The following is a 21,539-nucleotide window of genomic DNA, read 5'->3' on the forward strand; positions in this document are numbered from 1 at the left end:
CATGACGACGAAACCTGTGAGAATCGCCGCCGATGTCAGCGGTCCCACGCCGCGGAAGTTTCCGCTGTGGCCGGTGATCTGGACCGCGCTCGCTCTCGTGGTGCTGATCCTGATCGGTTACCACGCCCGGGTGGGCGCGGTGTCCGCGCGCATCCGCACACCCGGTTTCCCGGACGGTCCCGCGCCGCGCCCGGTCGATCCGCTGTTCGGTTACCACCACTGGGTGGCGTTGCTGCAGATCCTGACCGTCGTGATGGTGGTTCAGATGCTCGGGCTGCTGGTCTGGGCGATCCGCCGCCATCCCGGCCATCCCTATCTGCTGATGGGTGTGGTCACCACGCTGATCGTGTGGCAGGACCCGATCATGAACTGGTCGCCGTTCGCGGTCTACAACCCCGATCTGGCGCACTGGCCGGAGGATTGGCCGCTGGTGTCGTTGTCGCCGACGGTCGAGCCCTTCCTCGTGATCGGTTACGCCTCCTTCTATTTCGGCCCCTACTTCCTGGCGAATCCGGTGCTGAAGCGGATCCAGGCCGCCCGGCCGACGGATTCGTTCGTCTGGCGCCATCCGCTGATCTCGCTGACCGTGCTGCTGCTGGTGTTCGGCTTCGTGATGGACATGATCCTCGAGGTCACGCTGGTGCGGACCGGGATGTACATCTATTCGCAGGTCATCCCGTTCGGGTCGATATTCGTCGGCCGCCCTTGGCAATTCCCGCTGCTGTGGGAGTCGACGCTGGTGTGCCTGGTGATGATTCCGGCCGGGATCCTGGTGTACCGGGACGACACCGGGCGCACGGTCGCCGAGAAGCTCGCGCGCCGGGCCCGGCTGTTTCCCGGCCGACCGGCGCTGGGCATGTTCGCCGTGATGTTCGTGATCATCAACATCGCGTACTTCGCCTACGGCTTCGGCTTCCAGCTCATCAAGATCAGCGGCACGGCCACCTCCGTCGCCTGCCCCTGGCCCTATCCGGAGGCGAAAGTGTACGACCCCCAGGGCATGTACGAGAAGAACGGTCAGCCCGGCCCGTATTCGGTGGGGATCTGGTCCACCTGGATGAGCGGCCAGCCGCACGGCCGGCCCGATGTGAGTCTCCCCGCCGGCGGCGGCCGTTGCGCCCCGGAGCCGCATCATGGCTGAGCAGCGCAGTGTTCTCATCACCGGCGCCTCGCGCGGGCTGGGCCTGGCCTCGGCGAAGCATCTCTACGCGCGCGGCTGGACCGTCGTGGCGGCCATGCGGTCCCCCGAAACCGGGCTCGACCGGCTGCGCGCCGAAACCGGTGCGGCACAGAATGATTCGCGACTGATCGGATTACGGCTGGATCTGACCGACGCCACCTCCGTCGCCGAGGCCGCGGAAACGGCCGTCGAACGGATCGGTGCGCCGTACGCCGTGGTGCACAATGCGGGCATCTCGGCCGCGGGCATGGTGGAGGAAGCGCCGTCGGAGTTGTGGGAGCGGATGTTCGCCACCCACCTGCTCGGCCCGGTGGCCCTCACCAAGGCCCTGCTCCCCGCGATGCGCGCGGCGGGACGCGGCCGGATCGTCCTGGTGTCCAGCGCCGGTGGCGTGCGCGGAATGCCCGGCATCGCACCCTATTCCGCGGCCAAGGGCGCACTCGAACGCTGGGGCGAATCGCTGGCCGGGGAGATCGCGCCGTTCGGCCTCGGGGTGTCGATCCTGGTGACCGGCACCTACGACACCGACATCATCACCGACGCGGGCACCACCGACGACCGGGACTTCGCCGGGCCGTACGCGCGATTGCACGAATCGACCGATACCCGTGGGCGATTCGCCGTCCGCTTCGCCCGGCCACCCGAGCGGTTCGCGGCCGGCCTGAGCAAGGCGCTGGACCACCGCGGCCCGTTCCGGCGCCGGCCGGTCGGCCCCGACGCGCGAATGTTGTTGCTGGCGGCCAGAATTCTGCCGCCGTCCGGGATGCATCAGATGTCCCGGCTGGCGCTGGGACTGCCGCGGCACGGCGCACTGCGCGGCGGGACCGTCCCGCTCACCGTGAGCCAGCGCGCGATGATCTCCGCCGCGCGGGTCCTGCCCGCGCCCGCGATGCAGCGAATCGCCTTGCTGGCCACGCGTTTCGCACCCAAGCCCGGTTCGCCGGACACCCCGACGCCAGAGAGCGACAACCATGCCTGACACCCTGAAGGTCGGCTACGAGCCGCGGATGATGATCGACGGCAGGCTCGTCTCGGGCGAGGCCGGCACCTTCGCGAATATCAATCCGGCCACCGAGGAGGTCCTCGGCGAGGTCGCCGACGCCTCCACCGGCGATATGCACCGCGCGATCGACGCGGCCCGCCGGGCCTTCGACGAGACCGACTGGTCGCGCAACCACATGTTCCGCAAGCGGTGCCTGGAACAGTTGCAGACCGCGATCGAGGCCGAGCGCGAGCCGTTGCGCGAGGAACTGATTCGTGAGGTGGGCTGCCCGCGCGCGGTAACGGCCGGACCGCAACTGGACGCTCCGCTGTCCGACGGGCTGAAATATCCCGCGCATCTGATCGGCACCTTCGGGTGGGAAACCGATCTCGGCGACAGCTTCGTCGCCCTCACCGGGCGGCTGACCCGCCGCAAGGTATGGCACGAACCCGTCGGCGTGGTCGGCGCGATCACCCCGTGGAATTTCCCGTTCGAGGTCACGATCCACAAGCTGGGCCAGGCGCTGGCCACCGGGAATACGGTCGTGCTGAAACCGGCCCCGGACACACCGTTCAACGCCACCCGGCTGGGCCGTCTGATCGCCGAAGCCACCGATATCCCCGCCGGCGTGGTCAATGTCGTCACCGCCTCCGACCATCTCGTCGGTGAGGAACTGACGCTGTCGCCGAAGGTCGACATGATCTCGTTCACCGGTTCGACGGCGGTGGGCAAACGGATCATGGAAAAAGGCAGCGCCACCATGAAACGCCTCTTCCTCGAGCTCGGCGGCAAATCCGCGACGATCGTGCTCGAGGACGCGGATCTGAACACCGCGTGCATGATCGGGATCGGGCCGCTACTGCACGCGGGCCAGGCGTGCGCGGCGCCGACGCGAATGTTGTTGCCCCGCTCGCGATACGACGAGGGTATCGCGATCCTGCGCGGGATCTACGAGAACATCGCGGCCGGGGATCCGCAGGATCCGAGCACGCTGTGCGGTCCGGTCATCTCGGCGAAGCAGCGGGAGCGGGTGCTCGGCTATATCCGCAAGGGCATCGACGAGGGCGCGAATCTGCTCGTCGGCGGGACCGAGCCGCCCGCGGGCTTCGACAAGGGATTCTGGGTCACCCCGACCCTTTTCATCGACGTGGACAACTCCATGACGATCGCGCAGGAGGAGATCTTCGGACCGGTGCTGGTGGTCGTTCCCTACGACGACGAACAGGACGCGATCCGCATCGCCAACGACAGCCCCTACGGCCTGGCCGGGAATGTGATGTCGAGTTCGCTGGATCACTCGCTGGCGGTGGCGCGCCGATTGCGCGCGGGATTCATCGGTCTCAACGGCGGCGCCGGATACGGCGCCGACGTGCCGTTCGGGGGCTACAAGAACAGCGGTGTGGGCCGGCAGAACGGTACGGCCGGATTCGGCCAGTACACCGAGGTCAAATCCGTCGCCTACCCGGTCGACTGAAAGAGGTATCAGCAATGGAACTGTTCGACGATCTCCAGGATTTCGGCGCCTTCGACGACGTGGTGTCCGGCAATGTCCGTGATCCCTATCCGGAATTGGCGCGGCTGAACCGGGAGGAACCGATCCAGCGGATCGATATGTCGGGTATGCCCGGCGAGGCCGGGAAACCCGTATTCATCGTGTACCGGCACGAGGACATCGTCACCATGCTGCGGGACAACGAGACGTTCTCGTCGGCGATCGTCATCAGCGCATTCGGCGATGTGCTGGGCAAACAGGTGATGCTCGGCATGGACGAACCGCAGCACGGCCGGCACCGCGCGCTGGTGTCCAAATCCTTCTCGGCGAAAGCGCTGGCACGCTGGGAGGACGAACTGGTCGGCAAGGTCGGTGGTGAACTGATCGACGGCTTCGCCTCCGACGGGAAGGCGGATCTGGTCAAGCAGTTCACCTTTCCGTATCCGACCCGGATCATCGCCCGGCTGCTGGGCCTGCCCCAGGAGGATTATCCGCAATTCCAGCGGTGGTCGATCTCGCTGCTGAGTTTCACCATCAATCCCGAACGCGGCAAGGCGGCCTCGGAGGCCCTGGTCCGCTATTTCGCGCCGATCCTCGAAGCCCGCCGCGCCGAACCGCGCGACGACCTGATCAGCAGCCTGGCCCAGGCGGAGATCGATGGCGAGAAACTCGACGACGAGGAGATCTATTCGTTCCTGCGCCTGCTGCTGCCGGCCGGGATCGAGACCACCTACCGCTCGCTGGGAAACCTGTTGTACGCCTTGCTGTCCCACCCCGACCAGTTCGAGGCGATCAAGGCCGACCGGTCCCTGCTCCCGCAGGCGATCGAGGAGGTGGTCCGGTGGGACGCCCCGCTGCTCACGATCACCCGGGTCACCACCCGCGACACCGAACTGGGGGGTGTGCCGATCCCGGCGGGATGTTCGGTGATGCCGATGCTCGGCGCGGCGAACCGGCAGGAGGACCGGTACACCCATCCCAACGATTTCGACATCTTCCGCTCGACCAAATCCCATGTCGGGTGGGGACACGGCGTGCACGTCTGCCTCGGCATGCATCTGGCCCGCCTGGAAATGCGGACCGCGATGAACCTGCTGATCGACCGGCTGCCGAATCTGCGCCTGGATCCCGACGCCGGCGACGTCCACATCCGCGGCCAGGTCTTCCGCTCACCCGCCGCCCTGCCGGTCGTCTTCGACACTCCGGCAACCTGATTCACCCACACACCGACCGAACACCGAAATCCGAACCGACGGAGGACATATGACAGGGAGCCTGGCCGGCAAGGTCGCGTTCATCACCGGAGCCGCGCGCGGCCAGGGCCGGGCACACGCCCTCGCCATGGCCGGCGAGGGCGCGGACATCATCGCGATCGACATCTGCCGCGATATCGACTCGAATCCGTACCCCCTGGCCACACCGGAGGATCTCGACGAAACCAGCCGCGGCGTCGAGAAACTCGGCCGCCGCATCGTGGCCCGCATCGCCGATGTCCGTGAACGCCACGAACTCCGGGACGCCGTCGCGACCGGCGTCGCCGAATTCGGCAAGATCGATATCGTCGTCGCCAACGCCGGCATCCTCCCGATGGCGATGGGCAAACCCGACCCGATGCATTTCGTCGACGCCAGCGACGTCGATCTGCTCGGTGTCCTGAACACCGTCGCGGTCTCGGTGCCGCACCTGCCCGACGGCTCGTCGATCATCGTCACCGGCTCGACCGCCGGCATGATCCGCGGTACCACCGACAACCCGAACATGGGACCCGGCGGCGCCGGATACGGCTGGAGCAAGCGCGTCGTCATCGAATACGTCGAGGAGATGAGCCTGCACCTCGCGCCGCGGATGATCCGGATCAACGCGATCCATCCGACCAACTGCAATACCGACCTGCTGCAGAACGACGGCATGTACAGCATGTTCCGGCCCGACCTCACCGCCGCCGGGAAACAGGCCACCCGCGAGGACGCCGAACCGCTGTTCTCCATCTTCCAGGCCATGCCCATCCCGTATGTCGAACCGGAGGACATCGCCAACCTCGCGGTATTCCTCGCCGGTGAGCGGAGCCGCTACATCACCGGGCAGCAGATCCGCGTCGACGCCGGCTCGCTGCTCAAATGGCCCAACGGTCCGGGCAAGTAACCGCAATTCCGGCACGGCTCTGATTACCATCCCCGCCAGTGAAGGCCGACCGGTCGGTGTGTTCCGCGCCGCCGACCGGACCGCCGGGCCTCTCCCGCCCGGTCTCGATGCCCAGGTCAGGTGTGAGTAACCTTGATACTGTTCGCTGCGGGGATATGCGCCGGCCTCGGGTCGCGGGCATACCGCACCGAGTACCGAATCATCCGCGAGGAGTCCGTGCATGGCGAGCGCCGTCGAGTTCGAACCCGCCGACGGCGAGTCGATCGCGACCGGCGCCGGCCGGCTCGCCACCCAGATCGCCCGGCGGATCGAGGAGACGGTGATCGGCCGCGGCTGGCCGGTGGGCGAATCCCTGGGATCCGAGAGCGATCTGCGCGCACGGTACGGAGTGGGCCGGCCGGTGTTGCGCGAGGCGGTCCGCCTGGTCGAACACCACCAGGTCGCCCGGATGCGCCGCGGGCCCCACGGCGGCCTGTTCGTGTGCGCGCCCGACGGCGAACCGGCCATCCACGCCATGGTGATCTATCTCGAATACGTCGGTACCCGCGTCACCGATCTGCTCGAGGCCCGATCGCTGCTCGAACCGGTCGCCGCCCAGCTGGCCGCCGACCGGATCACCGAGGACGGGATCACGACGCTGCGCGACGCGCTGCGCGACGAGCACGCGCATCTCAGCGGTCCGCAGTGCTGGGCGCAGGATCCGGTGCACGCACTGCTCGGCCGGTTGTCCGGAAATCCGGTGCTGCACTTGTTCATCGACGTGCTGGCGCGGCTCACCACCCGCTACGCGCACGCCTCCGGTAGGCGGTCGGCCGCGGAAGTCGATGCCGCCAGGCAGGATTCGCATGCCGCGCATCGCGCGATCGCGGAGGCGGTGATCGACGGCGACGGCGCCCGCGCACAGGTCGCGCTGACCGCACATCTCGAATTCCTCTCCACCTGGGTCGATCTGCGCCGGGCCCGCCGCGCCGCCCCGGCCGCCGAGACCGGATTCGATTGCGCCACAGCGCCTACCGGCAAACTGGCGGAGGTTCTCGCGAGCCGGATCCACGACGACATCGCGGCCCGCGGCTGGCCGGTCGGCACCGTCGTCGGTTCGGAAACCGATCTCGTCACCCGCTACGGCATCAGCCGCCCCGCGCTCCGGGAAGCCGTGCGGCTGCTGGAATATCACTCGGTGGCCCGGATGCGGCCCGGCCCCGGCGGCGGCCTGATCGTCACCGAACCCGAGCCGCAGGCCAGTGTCGACACGATCGCCCTGCTACTGGAGTACGAGCGCGTCACCACCGACGACCTCCGGATCGTGCGCAACGCCCTGGAACTCGGCATCATCGGCCGGGTGACCGCCCGGCTCGCCGACGCCGACGGCGAACTGTCCGATCGGCTCGGCGACGCGGCGGACGAACCGTGCCCGAATCAGCTCTTCCACACCGAACTCGCCGCGGTCGCGGGCAATCCGGTGCTCACCCTGTTCCTCTCGGTCGTCATGGAGTTGTCGCACCGACATCCGGCCGGCGACCCGTCCGCGCCCGGCGACACCCCCGGCGACGACCCCCCGCCCGCACATCACCGCATCCTTGACGCCATCCGGCAGGGCGATACGGCGCTCGCCCGGCACCGGATGCGACGGCATCTCGGCGCGCTCGCACACCGACCCGGCGCACGGCCGGATCCGAATTATCGAATCGAGTGAATTCCCATGCCGTTGACAGACGGAATGCAAACATCGGACGCACATTTGGGACGAATGACAATCGCGTCCAGCGTGGCGGCGAGAGCGGTCACAGCGAACCGCCGCGGGACCATTCTGCCCGCCGGGATGCCTGGTGGGACGACCGGTCGGTCGTATTCGGGACACGCCCGGCAATCGGCAGGAATCGGACAGCGAGTTACCGGCGCGCGGCCGCACGTGCTGAAATGTCGGGAGGGGACTCCAGCATTCGACGGCACACTGTCGTGCCCGATTTCGGGGTTACCGGAAAAGGCGGAGCGCAGGCCCCGATCCACGAATGCCGCCCGGATGAGCCGACGCTGCCGCCACATCCGGTCAGACCGAAGGGATTACTTCCTATGAGCACATTCGAGAGCGCGACCACCAATGCCGACAAGGCGGCCTGGATGCTGGAGGGGCTGGCGGTGCCCGATGTCCGGTTCGCGGTCCTGCTCTCCGAGGACGGCCTCCGGATCGCGCACATCGGCGAGATCACCCTCGACAACGCGGAGCGCTTCGCCGCCGCCGCGTCCGGGCTGCGCTCACTGGGCAAGGCGCTGGGCGAATTCTCCGGCAACGTCACCAGCGTCCGGCAGAACATGACCGAATACGACGACGGGATGATCTTCATCACCGCGGTCGGCGACGGCGCGCTGATCGGCGTGTCCACCATCCGCGACGCCGATGTGAATCTGGTCGCGCACCGCATGAACGAGATCGCCGTCCGGGTGGGCCACGAACTCGGCAGCCTGCCGCGCCGGCAGTGGGCGCAGAGCATGCCGACGCTCGGGCAGTCCTAGGCGGTCGTGCGGGCGGGCCACACCGGCCCGCCGCACGATCGGCCTAGACGATCTTGGCGTCGATCAGCAGAGTCCAGATCTCGCCCTGATCGATGACCTCGACGCCGAGTTTCTCCGCCTTGGTCAGCTTGCTGTCGCCGACGCCCGCGCCGGTGATCAGCAGATCGGTATTCGCCGAGACCGAGGAAGCCGTTGTCGCACCGGCCTTCTCGCACAGGCGCTGGAAGGTCGGCCGGGCGACCTTCTCACCCGATCGGGGGTCGGTGAGCGCACCGGTGATCACCACCGTCTTGCCCGCCAGCGGCGCGCCCGCGGCGACCACCGGGGGCAGGTCCTCCGCGCGCACGTCCAGCGACACACCGGCGGCGCGCAGCCGTTCCAGTTCCGGGCGCAGCCGGGTGAGGTGCTCGACCAGCGAGGCGGCCACCTTGGGCCCGATATCCTCGACGGCCACCAGCCGCTCCGCACCGGCGTCGGCGACCTCCTCGAGGGATCCGAATCCGGACCGCGCGAGCCGCGCGGCGGTGCCGTCGGAGGCCATCGGGATCGCGAGGCCGATCAGCGCACGGCGCAGGCCCACCGCGCGGCTGATATCGATCGACTCGATCATCCGGGCGGCCGAAACCTCCCCGATGCGATCGAATTCGAGCAGGCGCTCCTGGGTCAGCGTGTAGAAGTCCGACGGATTCTCCAGAATGCCCGCCTCGGCGAGACGTTCGATCCACACCGGGCCGATCGCATCGATATCCGCGGCCGCGCGCGACGCCCAGTGGATCAGCCGCCGGACGGTCTGCGCGGGGCAGGAAGCGTTGGTACAGAACAACTCCCGGCTGTTGCCCTGTTCCGTCACCGGCTGCCCACACGAGGGGCAGGCCGTCGGCGGGACGATCTCGCGCTCGGCCCCCGTGCGCCGCGAGGCATCGAGCACACCCGCCACGAACGGGATCACATCGCCGGCGCGGCGGACCAGCACCGTATCCCCGACCTTGATATCGCGGCCGCGGATCACCTCCTGATTGGCCAGCGTCGCCTTCGTGACCGTGGTACCGCCCACGAACACCGGCTCGAGCCACGCGACCGGGACGATCTTGCCGGTCTTGCCGACATCCCAGACCACGTCGACCAGCAGCGTGGTCTTCTCCTCCGCCGCGAACTTGAACGCGAGCGCACCCCGCGGACTGTTGGACCGGGTGCCCGCGGCGGCGTACGCGTCGCGGTCGGCCAGCCGCAGCACCGCGCCGTCGATGTCGTAGTCAAGCTCGTTGCGGCCGGATTCGATCGTGGTGATCGCCGCCTGCGCCTGTTCGGCGTCGGCGCACACCCGCATCGCCGCCCCCGCGACCCCGAGCGCCCGCAGCCCCTCGCCCAGATCGACCGCGGCGCCACCGTCGGAGGTGTCCAGATCGAAGCCGTGGAACTGCAACCGCCGCTCGGCGACCGTGGCCGGATCCTTCGCCCGCAGCGTGCCCGCCGCCGCATTGCGCGGGTTGATCAGCGGCTTGTCCGGATGTGCGGTGTTGTAGGCGAGGAAGGTCGACCGCAGCATCACCGCCTCGCCGCGCACCTCCACCCGGCCCGGTACCTCGATACGCTCCGGCACGCCGTCGACCAGCGCGCGGACCAGCATCGTGACATCGTCACCGGTGGTCCCGTCGCCCCGGGTGATCGCGCGGACCAGCCGCCCGTCCTCGTACACCAGGGCCAGCGACAACCCGTCGAGTTTGGGCATCACCACCACCGGCTGCCCCGGGAACCGGTCGAAGAACGCCGCGACCTGCTCCGGTCTGGTCGCCTTCTCCAGCGACAACATCGGCCGCGAATGACGGATCGGCGCGTGCAGCACCGCGGGCGCGCCGACCTGCTCCAGCGGATTCGGATCGGGCGCGAGGTCCGGATGCGCGGCGATCAGCTCCCGCAGCTCGTCCTCGACCGCGTCGTACTCGGCGTCCGCGACCAGCGGCGCGCCCTGATAGTAGGCGTCGCGCAGCGCCACGATGCGATCCGCGAGCTCTCGAATGCGTTCACCGGTTTCCACGGGACCAGACGCTACCCAGTCCCACCGACACCCGGGAACGGACCGGTCGTCACCGTCCGCCGGACCGGTTCAGCAGGCGTTCCCCGCGGCCGGCACCACGACGATGTCGGCGGGAGCGCAGGTCGCGGTGCCGGCCGGAACGACCGCCGCGATCACGTCCGCACCGGAGTCGCGGTCGACCAGCCGGACCGGCGGCCCCTCGGGGTCGGCGAGGTGGCGGTCGCCCCACTGCATCAGGCCGACCACCACCGGATACAGCTCCCAGGCCTTGGCCGTGGGCAGGTATTCGTGCTGTTCGCGGCGGCCGTCCACCCGGTACGGGCGGCGCTCGGCCAGGCCCTCGCCGACCATCTCGGCCAGCCGGCGGCTCAGCACCGAGGTGGACACCCCGAGGTGCTGCTGCATGTCCTCGAAACGCCGCACGCCGTTGAACATCTCGCGCAGCACGAGCAATGTCCAGCGGCTGCCGACGACCTCCAGGGCGCGGACCAGCGGGCAGTTGCCCAGGCCCACCGATGTCCACTCCATGCCGAAATCCTACCGGTTGAGTTCTCTATGAGAAGTCAGCTAGATTCTGAGTTCTACAACAGAACTCAGGAGTGCCATGAGCGATCGCTACACCGCGCTGTCCGTCGATTCCGCGCGGGGCGTCACCACCGTCACGATCGACCATCCGCCGGTCAATCTGTTCGACGAGATCCTGATCGCCGATCTGGACCGGCTGTACCACGACATCCGCGACGATCCGGGCACCCGGGTGGTCGTGTTCACCAGTGCCGACCCGGAATTCTTTCTCTCCCACGGTGATATGCGGCTGGTGACGGATCCCGAGGCGCTGGCGGCGTATGCGCGCGGACCGGCGCCGACCCTGTTCGCGCGGTATCGGGAACTGTCGCGGCCCACCATCGCGAAGATCGCGGGCCGGGTGCGCGGCGGCGGCGCGGAATTCCTGCTGTCCCTCGACATGCGTTATGCCGCACTGGATCACGCCTGGTTCGGGCAGCCCGAGGTGGGACTCGGGATCTTCCCCGGCGGCAGCGGAACCCAGTTGCTGCCGCGGCTGATCGGGCGTTCCCGCGCGCTCGAGGTCGTCCTGGGCGGCGGGCTGCACGACGCGCGCACCGCCGAACGGTACGGCTGGATCGATCGCGCGCTGCCCGCCGCCGAACTCGGCGAATTCGTCGACGATCTGGCCCGCCGCATCGCCGGGCAGCCACCGGCCGCGGTGGCCGCCGCGCTCCGGGCGGTACGGGCCGCGGCGGAACTGCCGCTGGCCGAGGGGCTGGCCCGCGAGACCGAGCTGCTGCTGCCGCTGTTCACCGGAGACGATGCCCGGCAACGCTTTTCGGCGGCACTGGCGGCCGGGGCCCAGACCCGGGCCGGCGAGCTCGAGCTGGAGAGCCTGATCGAGCATTGCGGCCCGGCGGCATTCAATCCGGTTGGGGCGGAACGCGATCGTGCGCGGTGAGCAGGAGGTGATCGAAGGCGGTGGTGGCCGGCGGGGGTGGGATGGTGGGCAGTTGGGCCACCAGCCGGGCCGCGAAGTCGCGGAGTTTGACGTTGGTCTCCTGGGACCGCCACGCGAGCACCTTGAACGCCTGGTCGGCGGTGATGCCGTAGGTCCGCATGATCACCCCCTTGGCCTGCTCGATGACCGCGCGGTGCTCGATGATGGCGCGGTTGTCGTCGGTGGTGTCGGCGAGCGTGGTGTCGAGCAGGGTGTCGGTCAGGTCGATGTGGTACCCGCTGACGCCGACCGGGGTGTCGTCCTCGTGATGCAGCTGGTCGGTGACGACCATCACCGCGTGCTCCTGCCCGTCGACGTCGACCATGCGGTGCCGGCTGGAGAACGGCTCACCGCGTTCGACCGTCTCGGTGATCAGGTCCGCGACCCGGGCCCGGTCGTCGGGGTGGACGTGGGACAGCAACAGCGTCGTGGACGGTTCGACGTCGCCGGGGGTGTAGCCGTGCATCCGGTACACCTCCGGCGACCATTCCCAGCGCCGGGTGGCGAACCAGAACGTGAACGCGCCGACGACCGGCCCGCTGCCGGCCTCGGTGTCGGCCGTCGCGTGCGCGGGGGTCTCGGACGGGTTCGGTGTGGTCATCGCGTCATTCTCCGTCTGCGGACCGGCTCGGGACGACGGGGGGTCGGATCCACCGTATCCTGCACATCCCCGGTGGGCGCGTCGGCGTAGAGGTCCTCGATCACGTCGGCGTAGTTGCGTTCGACGGCCGCGCGGCGCACCGACATCTTCGGGGTCAGTTCGTCGCTGCCGGGCTGCCAGACATGATCCAGCAGCACGAACCGTTTGATCCGTTCCGGCCGGGAGACGGTGGCGTTGGCGGACCGGACCGCGGCGACGACCCGCTCCCGCACGCCGGCGCGCCGCACGAGTTCCGCGACGTCCGCGGCGACCACGCCCTGGGTCCGGGCGTCGCTGCCGATGGCGTCGCCGTCGAGGGTGATCAGCGCCACCAGATAGGGCCGGCCCTCGCCGACGACCACCACATGTCCGATCAGGAAGGAGGCCGCGCGCACGGCGTTCTCGATGAGCGCCGGGGCGATGTTCTTCCCGGAGTCGTTGATGATCATCTCGGATTTGCGGCCGATGATGCGCAGATTGCCGTCGGGGTCGAGCATGCCGAGATCGCCGGTCAGCAGCCAGCCGCCGGGGGTGAACGTGGCGGCGGTCCGGCCCGGGTCCCGGCGGTAGCCGCGCATCACCATCGGGCCGCGCAGCATGATCTCACCGTCCGCAGCCAGCGCGAGTTCCGTTCCGGGCACGGCCTTTCCGACCGAACCGAGCGCGGGCTCGGTCACGGTGGTGGCGGTGCTGACCCCGGCGGCCTCCGACAGTCCCCACACCTCCGTCAGCCGGATCCCCAGGCCGTGGAAGAACTCCAGGACCTCCGCCGAGATCGGCGCGGCGCCCGACGCCGCGAACCGCACCTCGTCCAGTCCGATCCGGCGCCGGATACGTGCCAGCACAAGGGTTTCCGCGATCCGATACCGGAGCCGCAGCAGCGGCCCGCAGCCCCGGCCCCGCTCGGCGCGCGCGGCCCGCACCCCGACCCCCAGCGCCCAGCGGGCCATCCGGCGCCGCAGCCGCCGCGGGTCAGCCGCCACGGCCCCCTCGATCGCGGCCTGCGCCTTGTGCCAGACCCGCGGCACCCCGAACACGACGGTGGGCCGCACCGCGACCAGCGCGTCCGCGAACCGGTGCGGATCGGCGATCGGCACCACCCGCATCCCGCGCGCGATGTTCGCGTAGTGCGCGGTGACACGGTCGGCGATGTGCGCGGCGGGCAGATAGGAGATGATGCGATCGCCGCCGCCGGTCGGCAATTCCACTGCGAGCGCGGCCAATTGGGCGAGGATGTTGGCGTGGGTCAGCTCGACGCCCTTCGGCGCGCCCGTGGTGCCGGAGGTGTAGACGATCGTGGCCAGATCCTCCGGCCGCACCTGACGCCGGATCGCGTCGAAATCGAAGTGCGGCAGTGGATTTCGCATCACGTCGGCGAGATCGACCGCACCCGACGCGGGCCCGTCGACACAGATCACACAGGCGAACGCGATCCCGGTGTCCCACACCACATTCAAGAACTGCCGCTCGGTGACGAGGATCCGGTTGCCGGCGTTCGCGCAGATCTCGGCGATCCGGGCCGCGGGCAGGGTCGCGTAGATCGAGAACGGGGTCGCGCCGAGATGCAGTGCCGCGGTGTCGACGAGATGGAATTCGATCCGGTTGGTCAGCAGCAGCCCGATCGTCTCACCCCACCCCCGCAGCAGTGCCGCCAGACCCGCCGCGATCCGGCGTACCTCGCCGTCGTAGTCGGCCCAGGTCAGCGCGCGGTCACCGTCCTGGGTGCACAGCGCGATCGCGTCCGGCCGCATCGACACGGTCTCCCCGAACGCCTCCGGTAGCGTCACGACCACCGCCCCCGACGCATGCCCGAAGGTGACCAACGGACCGCGCCGGTGCAACATCGTCCACTCCACTGCCGATCCGAGCCTGGAGAATCGATGTTAACTTAGCCCGGCTGCGGTGGGGCCGGATCAGCGGATTCGGGGTCGTAGTCCAGTCGTAATCCGGTGTGGCGGGCGACGAAGGCGAGCAGGCGGACGAGGGCGAGTTCGGGGTCCCGGCCGCCCCCGGCGTGGCCCATGCCCGCGATCACGTCCAGCAGGACCGGCCCGCCGCCGTCGCAGTCCAGCGCGGCGGCCATCTTCAGCGAGTGCACCGCGGGGACCCGGGTGTCGCTGTCGCCGGTGGTCAGCAGCGTGGGCGGCCAGTGGCACGGCGTGCCGGCCCGCGCGACGGCGTTGTGATAGGGCGAGTACCGCAACAGGACCCGCAGCGCGACGGGATCGGCCGCGGAGCCGTACTCCTCGCGCCAGGCCCGGCCCAGCCCCCAGCGTTCGTAGCGGACCATGTCCAGCGGGGCGCCGGCGCTGACGACCACGGCGTAGTCCCGCGGCCGCGCCACCATCGCGCCGACCGCCATCAGCCCGCCGTTGCTGCCGCCCTGCAGCGCCAGCCCGCCGCGCCGGGTCCAGCCCGAGGCCACCAGCCAGTCCCCCGCCGCGTGCAGATCGGCGAAGGCGTTGGGCTTGTGCACGCCTGCGCCGTCGCGATGCCACTGCCGGCCGCGTTCGCCGCCGCCGCGGACCCCCGCGATGGCCATCACCCCGCCGGCCCGCACCCAGGTCAGCCCGTCGGGCTGATATCCGGGCCGCAGGGTGATGCCGAAACCGCCGTAGCAGCTCAGGATGGTGGGCCGCGGTATCCGCGGCCCGGCCGGAGCCAGCACGGTCAGCGGCACCTCGGTGCCGTCACCGGAGCGGAAGGTGGTGCGGGTGACCGTGATTCCGGACAGGGCGCGCGCCGCCGGATCGGCCGCGGCGACGGCCCCGGTCCGCACGTCCAGCCGCCACATGCCCAGCGGCCGTAGCCAATCGGTGTAACTGAGCACGAGTACGCCCGGCTCGTCGCCGGCCGTGATCGCCGCGACCGTGCCCGCGCCGGGCAGATCCGCGTCCAGCAGCCAGGTCCCGTCGTGCGCGTCGTGCACCGACAGGGTCACGCACCCGTCCCGCTCCCGCACGATCAGCAGCCGATCCTCCTCGCCGGCCGCGGCCACCGCGAAGGCCGACAGCACTGCGGGCTCGTCGGCCCGCACCAGCACCCGCCACGGGCCCCAGCCACCCGACGGTACGGGGTCGGCCACCAGCAGCTGCCCGAATTCGCTTGCCGCGGTGGACAATGCCAGCATCCGGTCAGCGCCGTCGATCACGATGCCGGCCGAGGACAGCCCGCCGAGCCCGACCGCGCGCGGCGGCCCGCCCGCGACCACGTCGGCGACGCAGACCCGGGTGCTGCGGCTGGTGCCGGATCGGCCGGTGACGACCAGCCAGCGATCGTGCCAGAGGGCGAGGTGGTAGCGGCCGACCGGATCCTCGTCGCCGATCAGCAGTTCGTCGGCGGTATGAGGGGTTCCCAGCAGATGCCGGTACACCCCACTGCCGCAACGGTTCCCGTGGCGGCGCACATAGAAGTAGCCGCTGCCGTCGGCCAGCCACTCCACCGGCGAGTACCGGGTCAGCGGGCAGGTCTCCACCACGGTCGCGGTCGCGGTGTCGATCAGCGACAGCGGGGTGGTGTCCTCCGACCCGCCGATACTCGCCTGTACGGCGAGGTACCGGCCGTCCGGCGCGGGCACCCAACGGCGCAGGATCGGCCGTGCGCCCAGGGATGTCGCGTCGAGCAGGGTTCGCCAGTCCGCATCCGGGCCGTCGGCGATCTGCAGGTGCCACGGTCCCGCCGGATTCGCCCGGCCGACCCGGAACCGGTGCGCGCCAGCGGCTTTCACCGGCGAGGCGGTCGGTCCCGGAACGAGGATGTCGCGCACCAGCATGCGCAGCCGCTGCTGACCGGGCAGGCCGGCCAGGCAGGCGTCGGTGCGCTGCCGCTGGGCCGCCAGCCAGCCCGGCACGTCCGGGTCCGCCGGATCCTCCAATCGGCGGTACGGATCCGGAATCCGGATGCCGTGCAACGTATCCCACGTATCCGACCGGGGCGGCCGGGGATGTCCGGCGCACATCACGCCACCGCCACGGTCGGGTCGGCGGTGGCGGCGCGCGCGGCGCCCACCCGCTCGACGGCCACCAGAAAGGCCACCGCCACAACGAGATCGGCGACGACGAACATCCCGATCGCGGTGCGGGCCCCGAAACGTTCGCCGAGCGTCCCGCCCAGCACCGCGCCGAGCAGGCCCGCCGCGGTGGTCCCGGTGGCGAGCAGGGCGCCGATCCGCGCGAAATACCCGTCACCGGCGCCGTCACCGATCACCGTCACCAGCGCGATGTTGAACAGCGCGCCGAAGAACATCGGCACCGCGGTCGCCACGCAGGCGGTGACCAGGACGACCGCGACCGGCCCCGATGCCGCCGGCAGCACCGCGGTGCCGAGCGCGGCGCCGAGCACCGACAGCGACAGCACCCGGCCCGCCGGGACGTGCAGCCGCGGCGCCACCAGCGCACCGGCGGCCGCGGCCAGGGTCGCGATCACCGCCGGAATCCCGTACGCCGCAACGGGTAACGCCGCCACGCGCAACAGGAACACCGCCCGCAGCGCGCTGACCCCGCCCGCGGTGACGCCACCGGCGAGCACGTACAGCGCCAGCGCCGCGAGCAACGGATGGCCGCGCACCACCCGTACGCCGTCGGCGAATTCGCGGGCGAAGCCCTGCCGCGGCTCGGTCGGCCGCAGATCCGGCGCGGTGATGCGGACGAGGCAGTACGCGCTGAACAGGTAGGTGATCGCGTCACCGGCGAACATCGCGGCCGCGCCGACCGTGGTCACCAGCGGCCCGGCGACGGTGGCCGCGACGGACCGCGAAGCCATGGTGGCCGATTGCAGTCCGGCGCGGGCCCGGCCCAGGTCGGTCACCCCGAGCGTGGTCAGATGGGCGAAGTAGACGCCCTCGATCACCACCCGGGCCGTGCCGAGTACGACGGACAGCGCGATCAGTCCGGCGAGGGTCAGCGCGCCCGCGGTCGTCGCCACCGCGCAGGTGAGCACGGCGGCCGCGGCGACCAGATCGGCCGTCAGCAGCAGCCGCCGCGGTCGGCGCACCCGGTCCAGCAGCACGCCGGCCGCCGGACCGAGTACCAGGGACGGGATCATGGCGCCGGCCACGACACAGGCCGTCCCGCGCGGCCCGGCCCCCAGCCCGACGACCGCGACCACGGAGACCGCGGTCGCGGTGAGGGTGCTGCCGAAGGTCGAGGCCGTCTGCGCCACCCGGTACCGCCGCAGATCGGCGGCGGGGGTCGCGGTAGCCGTGATTCTCATGACGTCACCCGAAATACGCGTCGTCGCAATAGGTGATGGACAGCACGCTGATCGGCACGTCGTCGAACAATTCGTCGTCGGAGATCATGACCGCCAGCGCGACCGGATTGGTTCTCTTCATCGTTGTTTCCTCTCGAATCATGGTGGGTACGAACCGATCCGCCGGACCCGGCACCACATGCCGGGTCCGGCGAATCGCTACCGGCCGAGACGCCGGGATCAGGCCACGGCCTCGTCGACGCCCATGCACACGGGGCCGTTGCTCTGCGTGCTGATCGGAGCGTCGTCACCGAGCTCCGGATCGGACTGCAACTGCAGCTTCAGAACCTTCGTCATGTCGTTCACCTCCTTTCGTCGCTTCGTCGGGGTCGGGGGGAGTGCGCTCGGCTCAGGCCACGGCCTCGTCGACGCCCATGCACACGGGGCCGTTGCTCTGCGTGCTGATCGGGGCGTCGTCACCGAGCTCGGGATCGGACTGCAGCTGCAGCTTCAGAACCTTGGTCATGTCGTTCACCTCCTTTCGTCGGCTCGTCGGGTTCGGGGGTCGGGGGGATGGGTGCCGGTCAGCGCGCGCACAGGGCGGGTTCGAGGCAGTGGTCGAGGGTGAACAGCGGATCGGTGACGCCGGCGGTGGCGTGCTGGAGGGCGAGCAGGATGCCCGCGGATCCGCTGGCCAGTTCGGCGGTGAGCCGCTGCCCGGAGGTGCCGAGCCAGCGGACGCCGGTCTCGTCGGCGATCGCGTACTTGAACAGGGCCGTGGGCCGGGCGGCCGGATCCGGCAGGAAGTTCCCGGCCGGGAAGCGGGCGGCGAGATCGGCCTGTACGAGCGCCATTCCGGCCTGCCCCTGGAACAGGCCAGGGCTCGCGGTGAACCGGATGTCGACCGCCCGCACGCAGGTGCGCAGCAGTTCGGCGAGTTCCGGATCCGGCCGGCGGCCGAGGTACCGGGCCGCGACGAGTGCGAAACCCGCACTGCCGCAACTCAGATACGGCATGTTGCGCCGATCGGTGGCCGACATCCGGAATCCGGTGGCGCCCACCGGCAGTGGCTCGGCGTGGACGAGTTCGTCACGCAGCAGGCGTAATCCGCGCTCGAACGGCTCGTCGCTCCCGGTGAAGGCGGCCAGGTAGTACAGCGCGAGGGCGATACCGGGACGGCCGCGCACCAGGCCGGACGGATGGTCCGGCCCCAGCGCGGCGGTCAGCGCGTCACCGTCGGGGATACCGTCGAGCAGGCGTTGCGCCCGGTCGAGGTGGTACGTATCACCGGTGCGGTGGAAGAACGACAGGTGGGTCGTCGCGACACCCGCCGCGCCGCCGCCCCAGCCGGGTGATTCGGTCGCGAGCCGGTGCGCGCCGGCCGCGGCGAGCAGTTCCGCCGCGGCGTCGTGCTCACCGAGATCGTCCAGGACCCAGGCGATTCCGGCATTGCCGAACAACAGTCCCGGGCCGGTGGCACGACGTTCGCGCAGCGCATCGGCGCGCAGCCGGTTCGACACCGCCGGGTCGATCTCGCGACCGGCGGCGCGCAGGGCGTGCAGCACCCCGGCGGTCCCGTGCGCCACACATCGGGTGTTGGTCCGATGTCCTTGCGGCCCGGTGGGATACACCCAGCGTGGATTGCCGGGCTCGGCCATCCGCTCCAGCGCGTCGGCGGTGCGGTCGCGCAGCAGGCGCACCGCCTCCGCCGGGGCCGAGCGCACCCGCGCCGGGCCCGGCAGGTACCGCACGGTCCGGCCGGGGCGGTTCCGCAGCACAGCCGACCACAGCGGCGCCGGTGGCGGACACCGTTCGGCCAGTTCGGCATACAGGTGGTCCAGCGTCTCCGGGCACCGCCGGGCGGCCTCGTGCATCGGGAAGACCAGCAGTTGCGCGAGCGCGGACAACCCGTAGGCGTCCACATGCAACGGATCGGTCGTGGCCCGGCCGCTGCGCGACCGCGATTCCGGTGGTTCGTAACCCGGTGTGCCGAGCAGGCCCAGCGGACGGTCGGCGGGCTGGGTCGCCTCGAAGTCGATCAGCCGCACGGTATCTCCGGCGTCGACGAGGATGTTGCCGGGCGAGACGTCCACGAAGGCGTAACCGAGCTCGTGCAGTTCCGCCAGCCGGGCGGTGACCCGGTCGAGAATGTGCGTACACCGCCGGTAGTAGTCGGCGAGGACCGCGGACTCCTCCCCCGCGTGGATCAGCGGGGTGTTCGCGACCATCCACTTGTCGAGCGTGGCGCCGGGCACGAATTCGGTGACCAGATAGGTGTGTTCCCATTCGGTGAACAGTTCGACCGGTTCCGGCGCCAGGCCCGGCGCGGCCGCGTGCAGGGCCCGCAGCGTGAGATATTCGCGCCGCAGCCGGGTGCCGGCATCCTCGTCCCCGACGTAACCGGTATGCGCCCGAGCCTCTTTCACGAAGACGACGGTGCCGTCGGCCCGGTGCGCGCGGTAGGCGCCGCCGGCGTTGCTGTGCCGCAGCACGCTGTCGAAGGTGTAGCCGTGGAAGCTCACCTCCTCGTCCGGATCCGGCTCGTCGGCCGGCTGGAACGGGTCCGCGACACCCTCGGGCAGGACGAATTCGGGACGGCGCTCGTCGGGGATGTCGGCGCCGCCGGGCAGGCGCACGACCGGCACCCGGGTGCCGTCGGGCTCCAGCCGGTACCGCGCCCGGAAGGCGCCGTAGCGGTAGGAAACGCATTGCGAGGCACCGAATCTCCGGTCGGTCAGCACATACGGCCCGGCGACTCCGGACAATTCGGCTTCCAGCCGGGCCAGCAGGGTCGCGGCCAGGTCCGCCGTCGCGGGATACAGGGTGCAGAACTTGCCGCTCTGCACGCGGCTGCTGTGCTTGCCGTGCATCCACGCGAAATAGTTGAGACCGGTCGGATGTTTGAACGGCACAACCAGTTCGGCGCAGATCGCGCTCACCACGTCGAGCACCTGGCCGGTGGTGGCGAGTGCGCTCGACACGTGCACCTTCCAGCCCTGCTCGGGCAGTTCGGTGTGCGGTGGCGTCCACTGCGTCCACACGTCGGACTCGTGCCGCGTCCAGCCGGCCGGGGGCCGCGTGGGATTGAATCGCGTGCCCGGATCGGTGCGCTCGTACGGCTCGTAGTGGTCGGGGTGGGCGAACGCGAATGCTGCGTCGTGAAGCATTGTGCTGCTGCCCTTCTGGCTTCGGCGGGATCCGCCGGGGTGGGAATCGAACAAGGCAAGAATGGCCCGGCGCGGCCCTCGCGCGAATCGGCCCGCTGCGGTGTTCCGCGCCTACCGCGGCGCGATGAGGATGCTCATCGCCCCGCGGTAGCACCGGGTTCCGTGCGACACTGCTGTCCATGACGACGCAGACCTTCGTCGCGGTGTACACGGTCGGCGACGACGGGGCCACCGGCCCGCGGCTCGGCGCGGCCACCCTGGTCGATCCGGAATACGCCCTCGTCGACCGACCGCTGAACGAGCAACTGGCGAGCGGCCTCCACGCGCTGCGGATCGGCGTATCCGCCCCCGGCGTCACCGAGGTGATCGACGTCGCGCGCGTCCGCGTGATTCCCGACGCGCCGGAACTGGTTCTGCTGCAACTACTCTCGGCGTCGGCGGCGCCCCCGCACGAGATACCGGTCACGACGCCGGACGGCGGCGCGCCCACCCCCGAGCCCACCCGGGCGGAGGTCGTCGACGCACTGCGCGCGGTGCTCGCCGAGCCGCCGCCACCGGCCCCGGCCGGATCGTCCGTATCGTTCGTGAACGACCCGATCCGCTGGCTGCTGCACGTGTTCGGCAACGACTGAACCGGCCGGACCCCCTTCTCCCGGAAGCCGTCCCGATGGCCACGACCGGCGGCGGGGCCCG

General features: G+C 70.2%; 16 protein-coding genes. 9 read left to right on the forward strand and 7 right to left on the reverse strand.

Annotation, left to right across the window (positions count from 1 at the left end):
* Position 1 precedes the first annotated feature (1 nt).
* The 7 genes from G361_RS0112595 (at position 2) to G361_RS0112625 (ending at position 8,307) form a co-directional block, all read left to right on the forward strand.
* Positions 2-1,141: a spirocyclase AveC family protein gene (locus G361_RS0112595; RefSeq protein ID WP_026342973.1), complete on the forward strand. Its 1,140-nt coding sequence runs from the start codon at positions 2-4 to the stop codon at positions 1,139-1,141.
* On the forward strand, positions 1,134-2,159 hold the full coding sequence (locus G361_RS43420) for an SDR family oxidoreductase (protein ID WP_019927440.1): 1,026 nt from the start codon (positions 1,134-1,136) through the stop codon (positions 2,157-2,159). Before G361_RS0112595 ends, G361_RS43420 begins: the two co-directional genes overlap by 8 nt.
* Positions 2,152-3,636 carry an aldehyde dehydrogenase family protein gene (locus G361_RS0112605; RefSeq protein ID WP_019927441.1) on the forward strand — a complete coding sequence of 495 codons (1,485 nt, stop codon included), beginning with the start codon at positions 2,152-2,154 and terminating at the stop codon, positions 3,634-3,636. The genes G361_RS43420 and G361_RS0112605 overlap by 8 nt, the downstream gene beginning before the upstream one ends.
* A 14-nt stretch (positions 3,637-3,650) precedes the next feature.
* The gene (locus G361_RS0112610; protein WP_019927442.1) at positions 3,651-4,868 is read left to right on the forward strand and encodes a cytochrome P450; all 1,218 of its coding nucleotides are present in this window, start codon (positions 3,651-3,653) and stop codon (positions 4,866-4,868) included.
* Between the two features lie 49 nt (positions 4,869-4,917).
* Positions 4,918-5,796, forward strand: coding sequence for a mycofactocin-coupled SDR family oxidoreductase (locus G361_RS0112615; protein WP_019927443.1), 879 nt, complete (start codon positions 4,918-4,920; stop codon positions 5,794-5,796).
* Between the two features lie 220 nt (positions 5,797-6,016).
* Positions 6,017-7,489 (forward strand): FadR/GntR family transcriptional regulator, encoded by a 1,473-nt coding sequence (locus G361_RS43425; RefSeq protein WP_019927444.1) that lies wholly within the window; start codon positions 6,017-6,019, stop codon positions 7,487-7,489.
* 377 nt (positions 7,490-7,866) lie between these two features.
* Positions 7,867-8,307: a roadblock/LC7 domain-containing protein gene (locus G361_RS0112625; RefSeq protein WP_019927445.1), complete on the forward strand. Its 441-nt coding sequence runs from the start codon at positions 7,867-7,869 to the stop codon at positions 8,305-8,307.
* 43 nt (positions 8,308-8,350) lie between these two features.
* Here the strand turns inward: G361_RS0112625 and ligA are convergent, their stop codons facing one another.
* Complete coding sequence (ligA, locus tag G361_RS0112630) at positions 8,351-10,342, reverse strand: NAD-dependent DNA ligase LigA (protein ID WP_019927446.1); 1,992 nt, start codon at positions 10,340-10,342, stop codon at positions 8,351-8,353.
* A gap of 69 nt (positions 10,343-10,411) precedes the next feature.
* The gene (locus G361_RS0112635) at positions 10,412-10,870 is read right to left on the reverse strand and encodes a helix-turn-helix domain-containing protein (protein WP_019927447.1); all 459 of its coding nucleotides are present in this window, start codon (positions 10,868-10,870) and stop codon (positions 10,412-10,414) included.
* 76 nt (positions 10,871-10,946) lie between these two features.
* On the opposite strand from G361_RS0112635, the gene G361_RS43430 reads away from it, so the two are divergent.
* Positions 10,947-11,810 (forward strand): enoyl-CoA hydratase/isomerase family protein, encoded by an 864-nt coding sequence (locus G361_RS43430; RefSeq protein ID WP_019927448.1) that lies wholly within the window; start codon positions 10,947-10,949, stop codon positions 11,808-11,810.
* Here the strand turns inward: G361_RS43430 and G361_RS0112645 are convergent.
* The 5 genes from G361_RS0112645 to lanKC form a co-directional block, all read right to left on the reverse strand.
* Positions 11,773-12,450 (reverse strand): PAS and ANTAR domain-containing protein, encoded by a 678-nt coding sequence (locus G361_RS0112645; RefSeq protein ID WP_019927449.1) that lies wholly within the window; start codon positions 12,448-12,450, stop codon positions 11,773-11,775. The genes G361_RS43430 and G361_RS0112645 overlap by 38 nt on opposite strands.
* Positions 12,447-14,333: a long-chain fatty acid--CoA ligase gene (locus tag G361_RS0112650; protein WP_019927450.1), complete on the reverse strand. Its 1,887-nt coding sequence runs from the start codon at positions 14,331-14,333 to the stop codon at positions 12,447-12,449. Before G361_RS0112650 ends, G361_RS0112645 begins: the two co-directional genes overlap by 4 nt.
* Positions 14,334-14,377: 44 nt before the next feature.
* Positions 14,378-16,447, reverse strand: coding sequence for a prolyl oligopeptidase family serine peptidase (locus tag G361_RS0112655; protein WP_052172655.1), 2,070 nt, complete (start codon positions 16,445-16,447; stop codon positions 14,378-14,380).
* On the reverse strand, positions 16,447-17,700 hold the full coding sequence (locus tag G361_RS0112660; RefSeq protein WP_019927452.1) for an MFS transporter: 1,254 nt from the start codon (positions 17,698-17,700) through the stop codon (positions 16,447-16,449). Before G361_RS0112660 ends, G361_RS0112655 begins: the two co-directional genes overlap by 1 nt.
* Before the next feature lie 563 nt (positions 17,701-18,263).
* Positions 18,264-20,846, reverse strand: a complete 2,583-nt coding sequence (gene lanKC / locus G361_RS0112680; RefSeq protein WP_019927455.1) for a class III lanthionine synthetase LanKC — start codon at positions 20,844-20,846, stop codon at positions 18,264-18,266.
* 179 nt (positions 20,847-21,025) lie between these two features.
* On the opposite strand from lanKC, the gene G361_RS0112685 reads away from it, so the two are divergent.
* Positions 21,026-21,478, forward strand: a complete 453-nt coding sequence (locus G361_RS0112685) for a hypothetical protein (protein ID WP_019927456.1) — start codon at positions 21,026-21,028, stop codon at positions 21,476-21,478.
* The last annotated feature ends 61 nt before the right edge of the window (positions 21,479-21,539 follow it).

The sequence above is a fragment of the Nocardia sp. BMG111209 genome (genome assembly GCF_000381925.1).
Taxonomy (GTDB): domain Bacteria; phylum Actinomycetota; class Actinomycetes; order Mycobacteriales; family Mycobacteriaceae; genus Nocardia.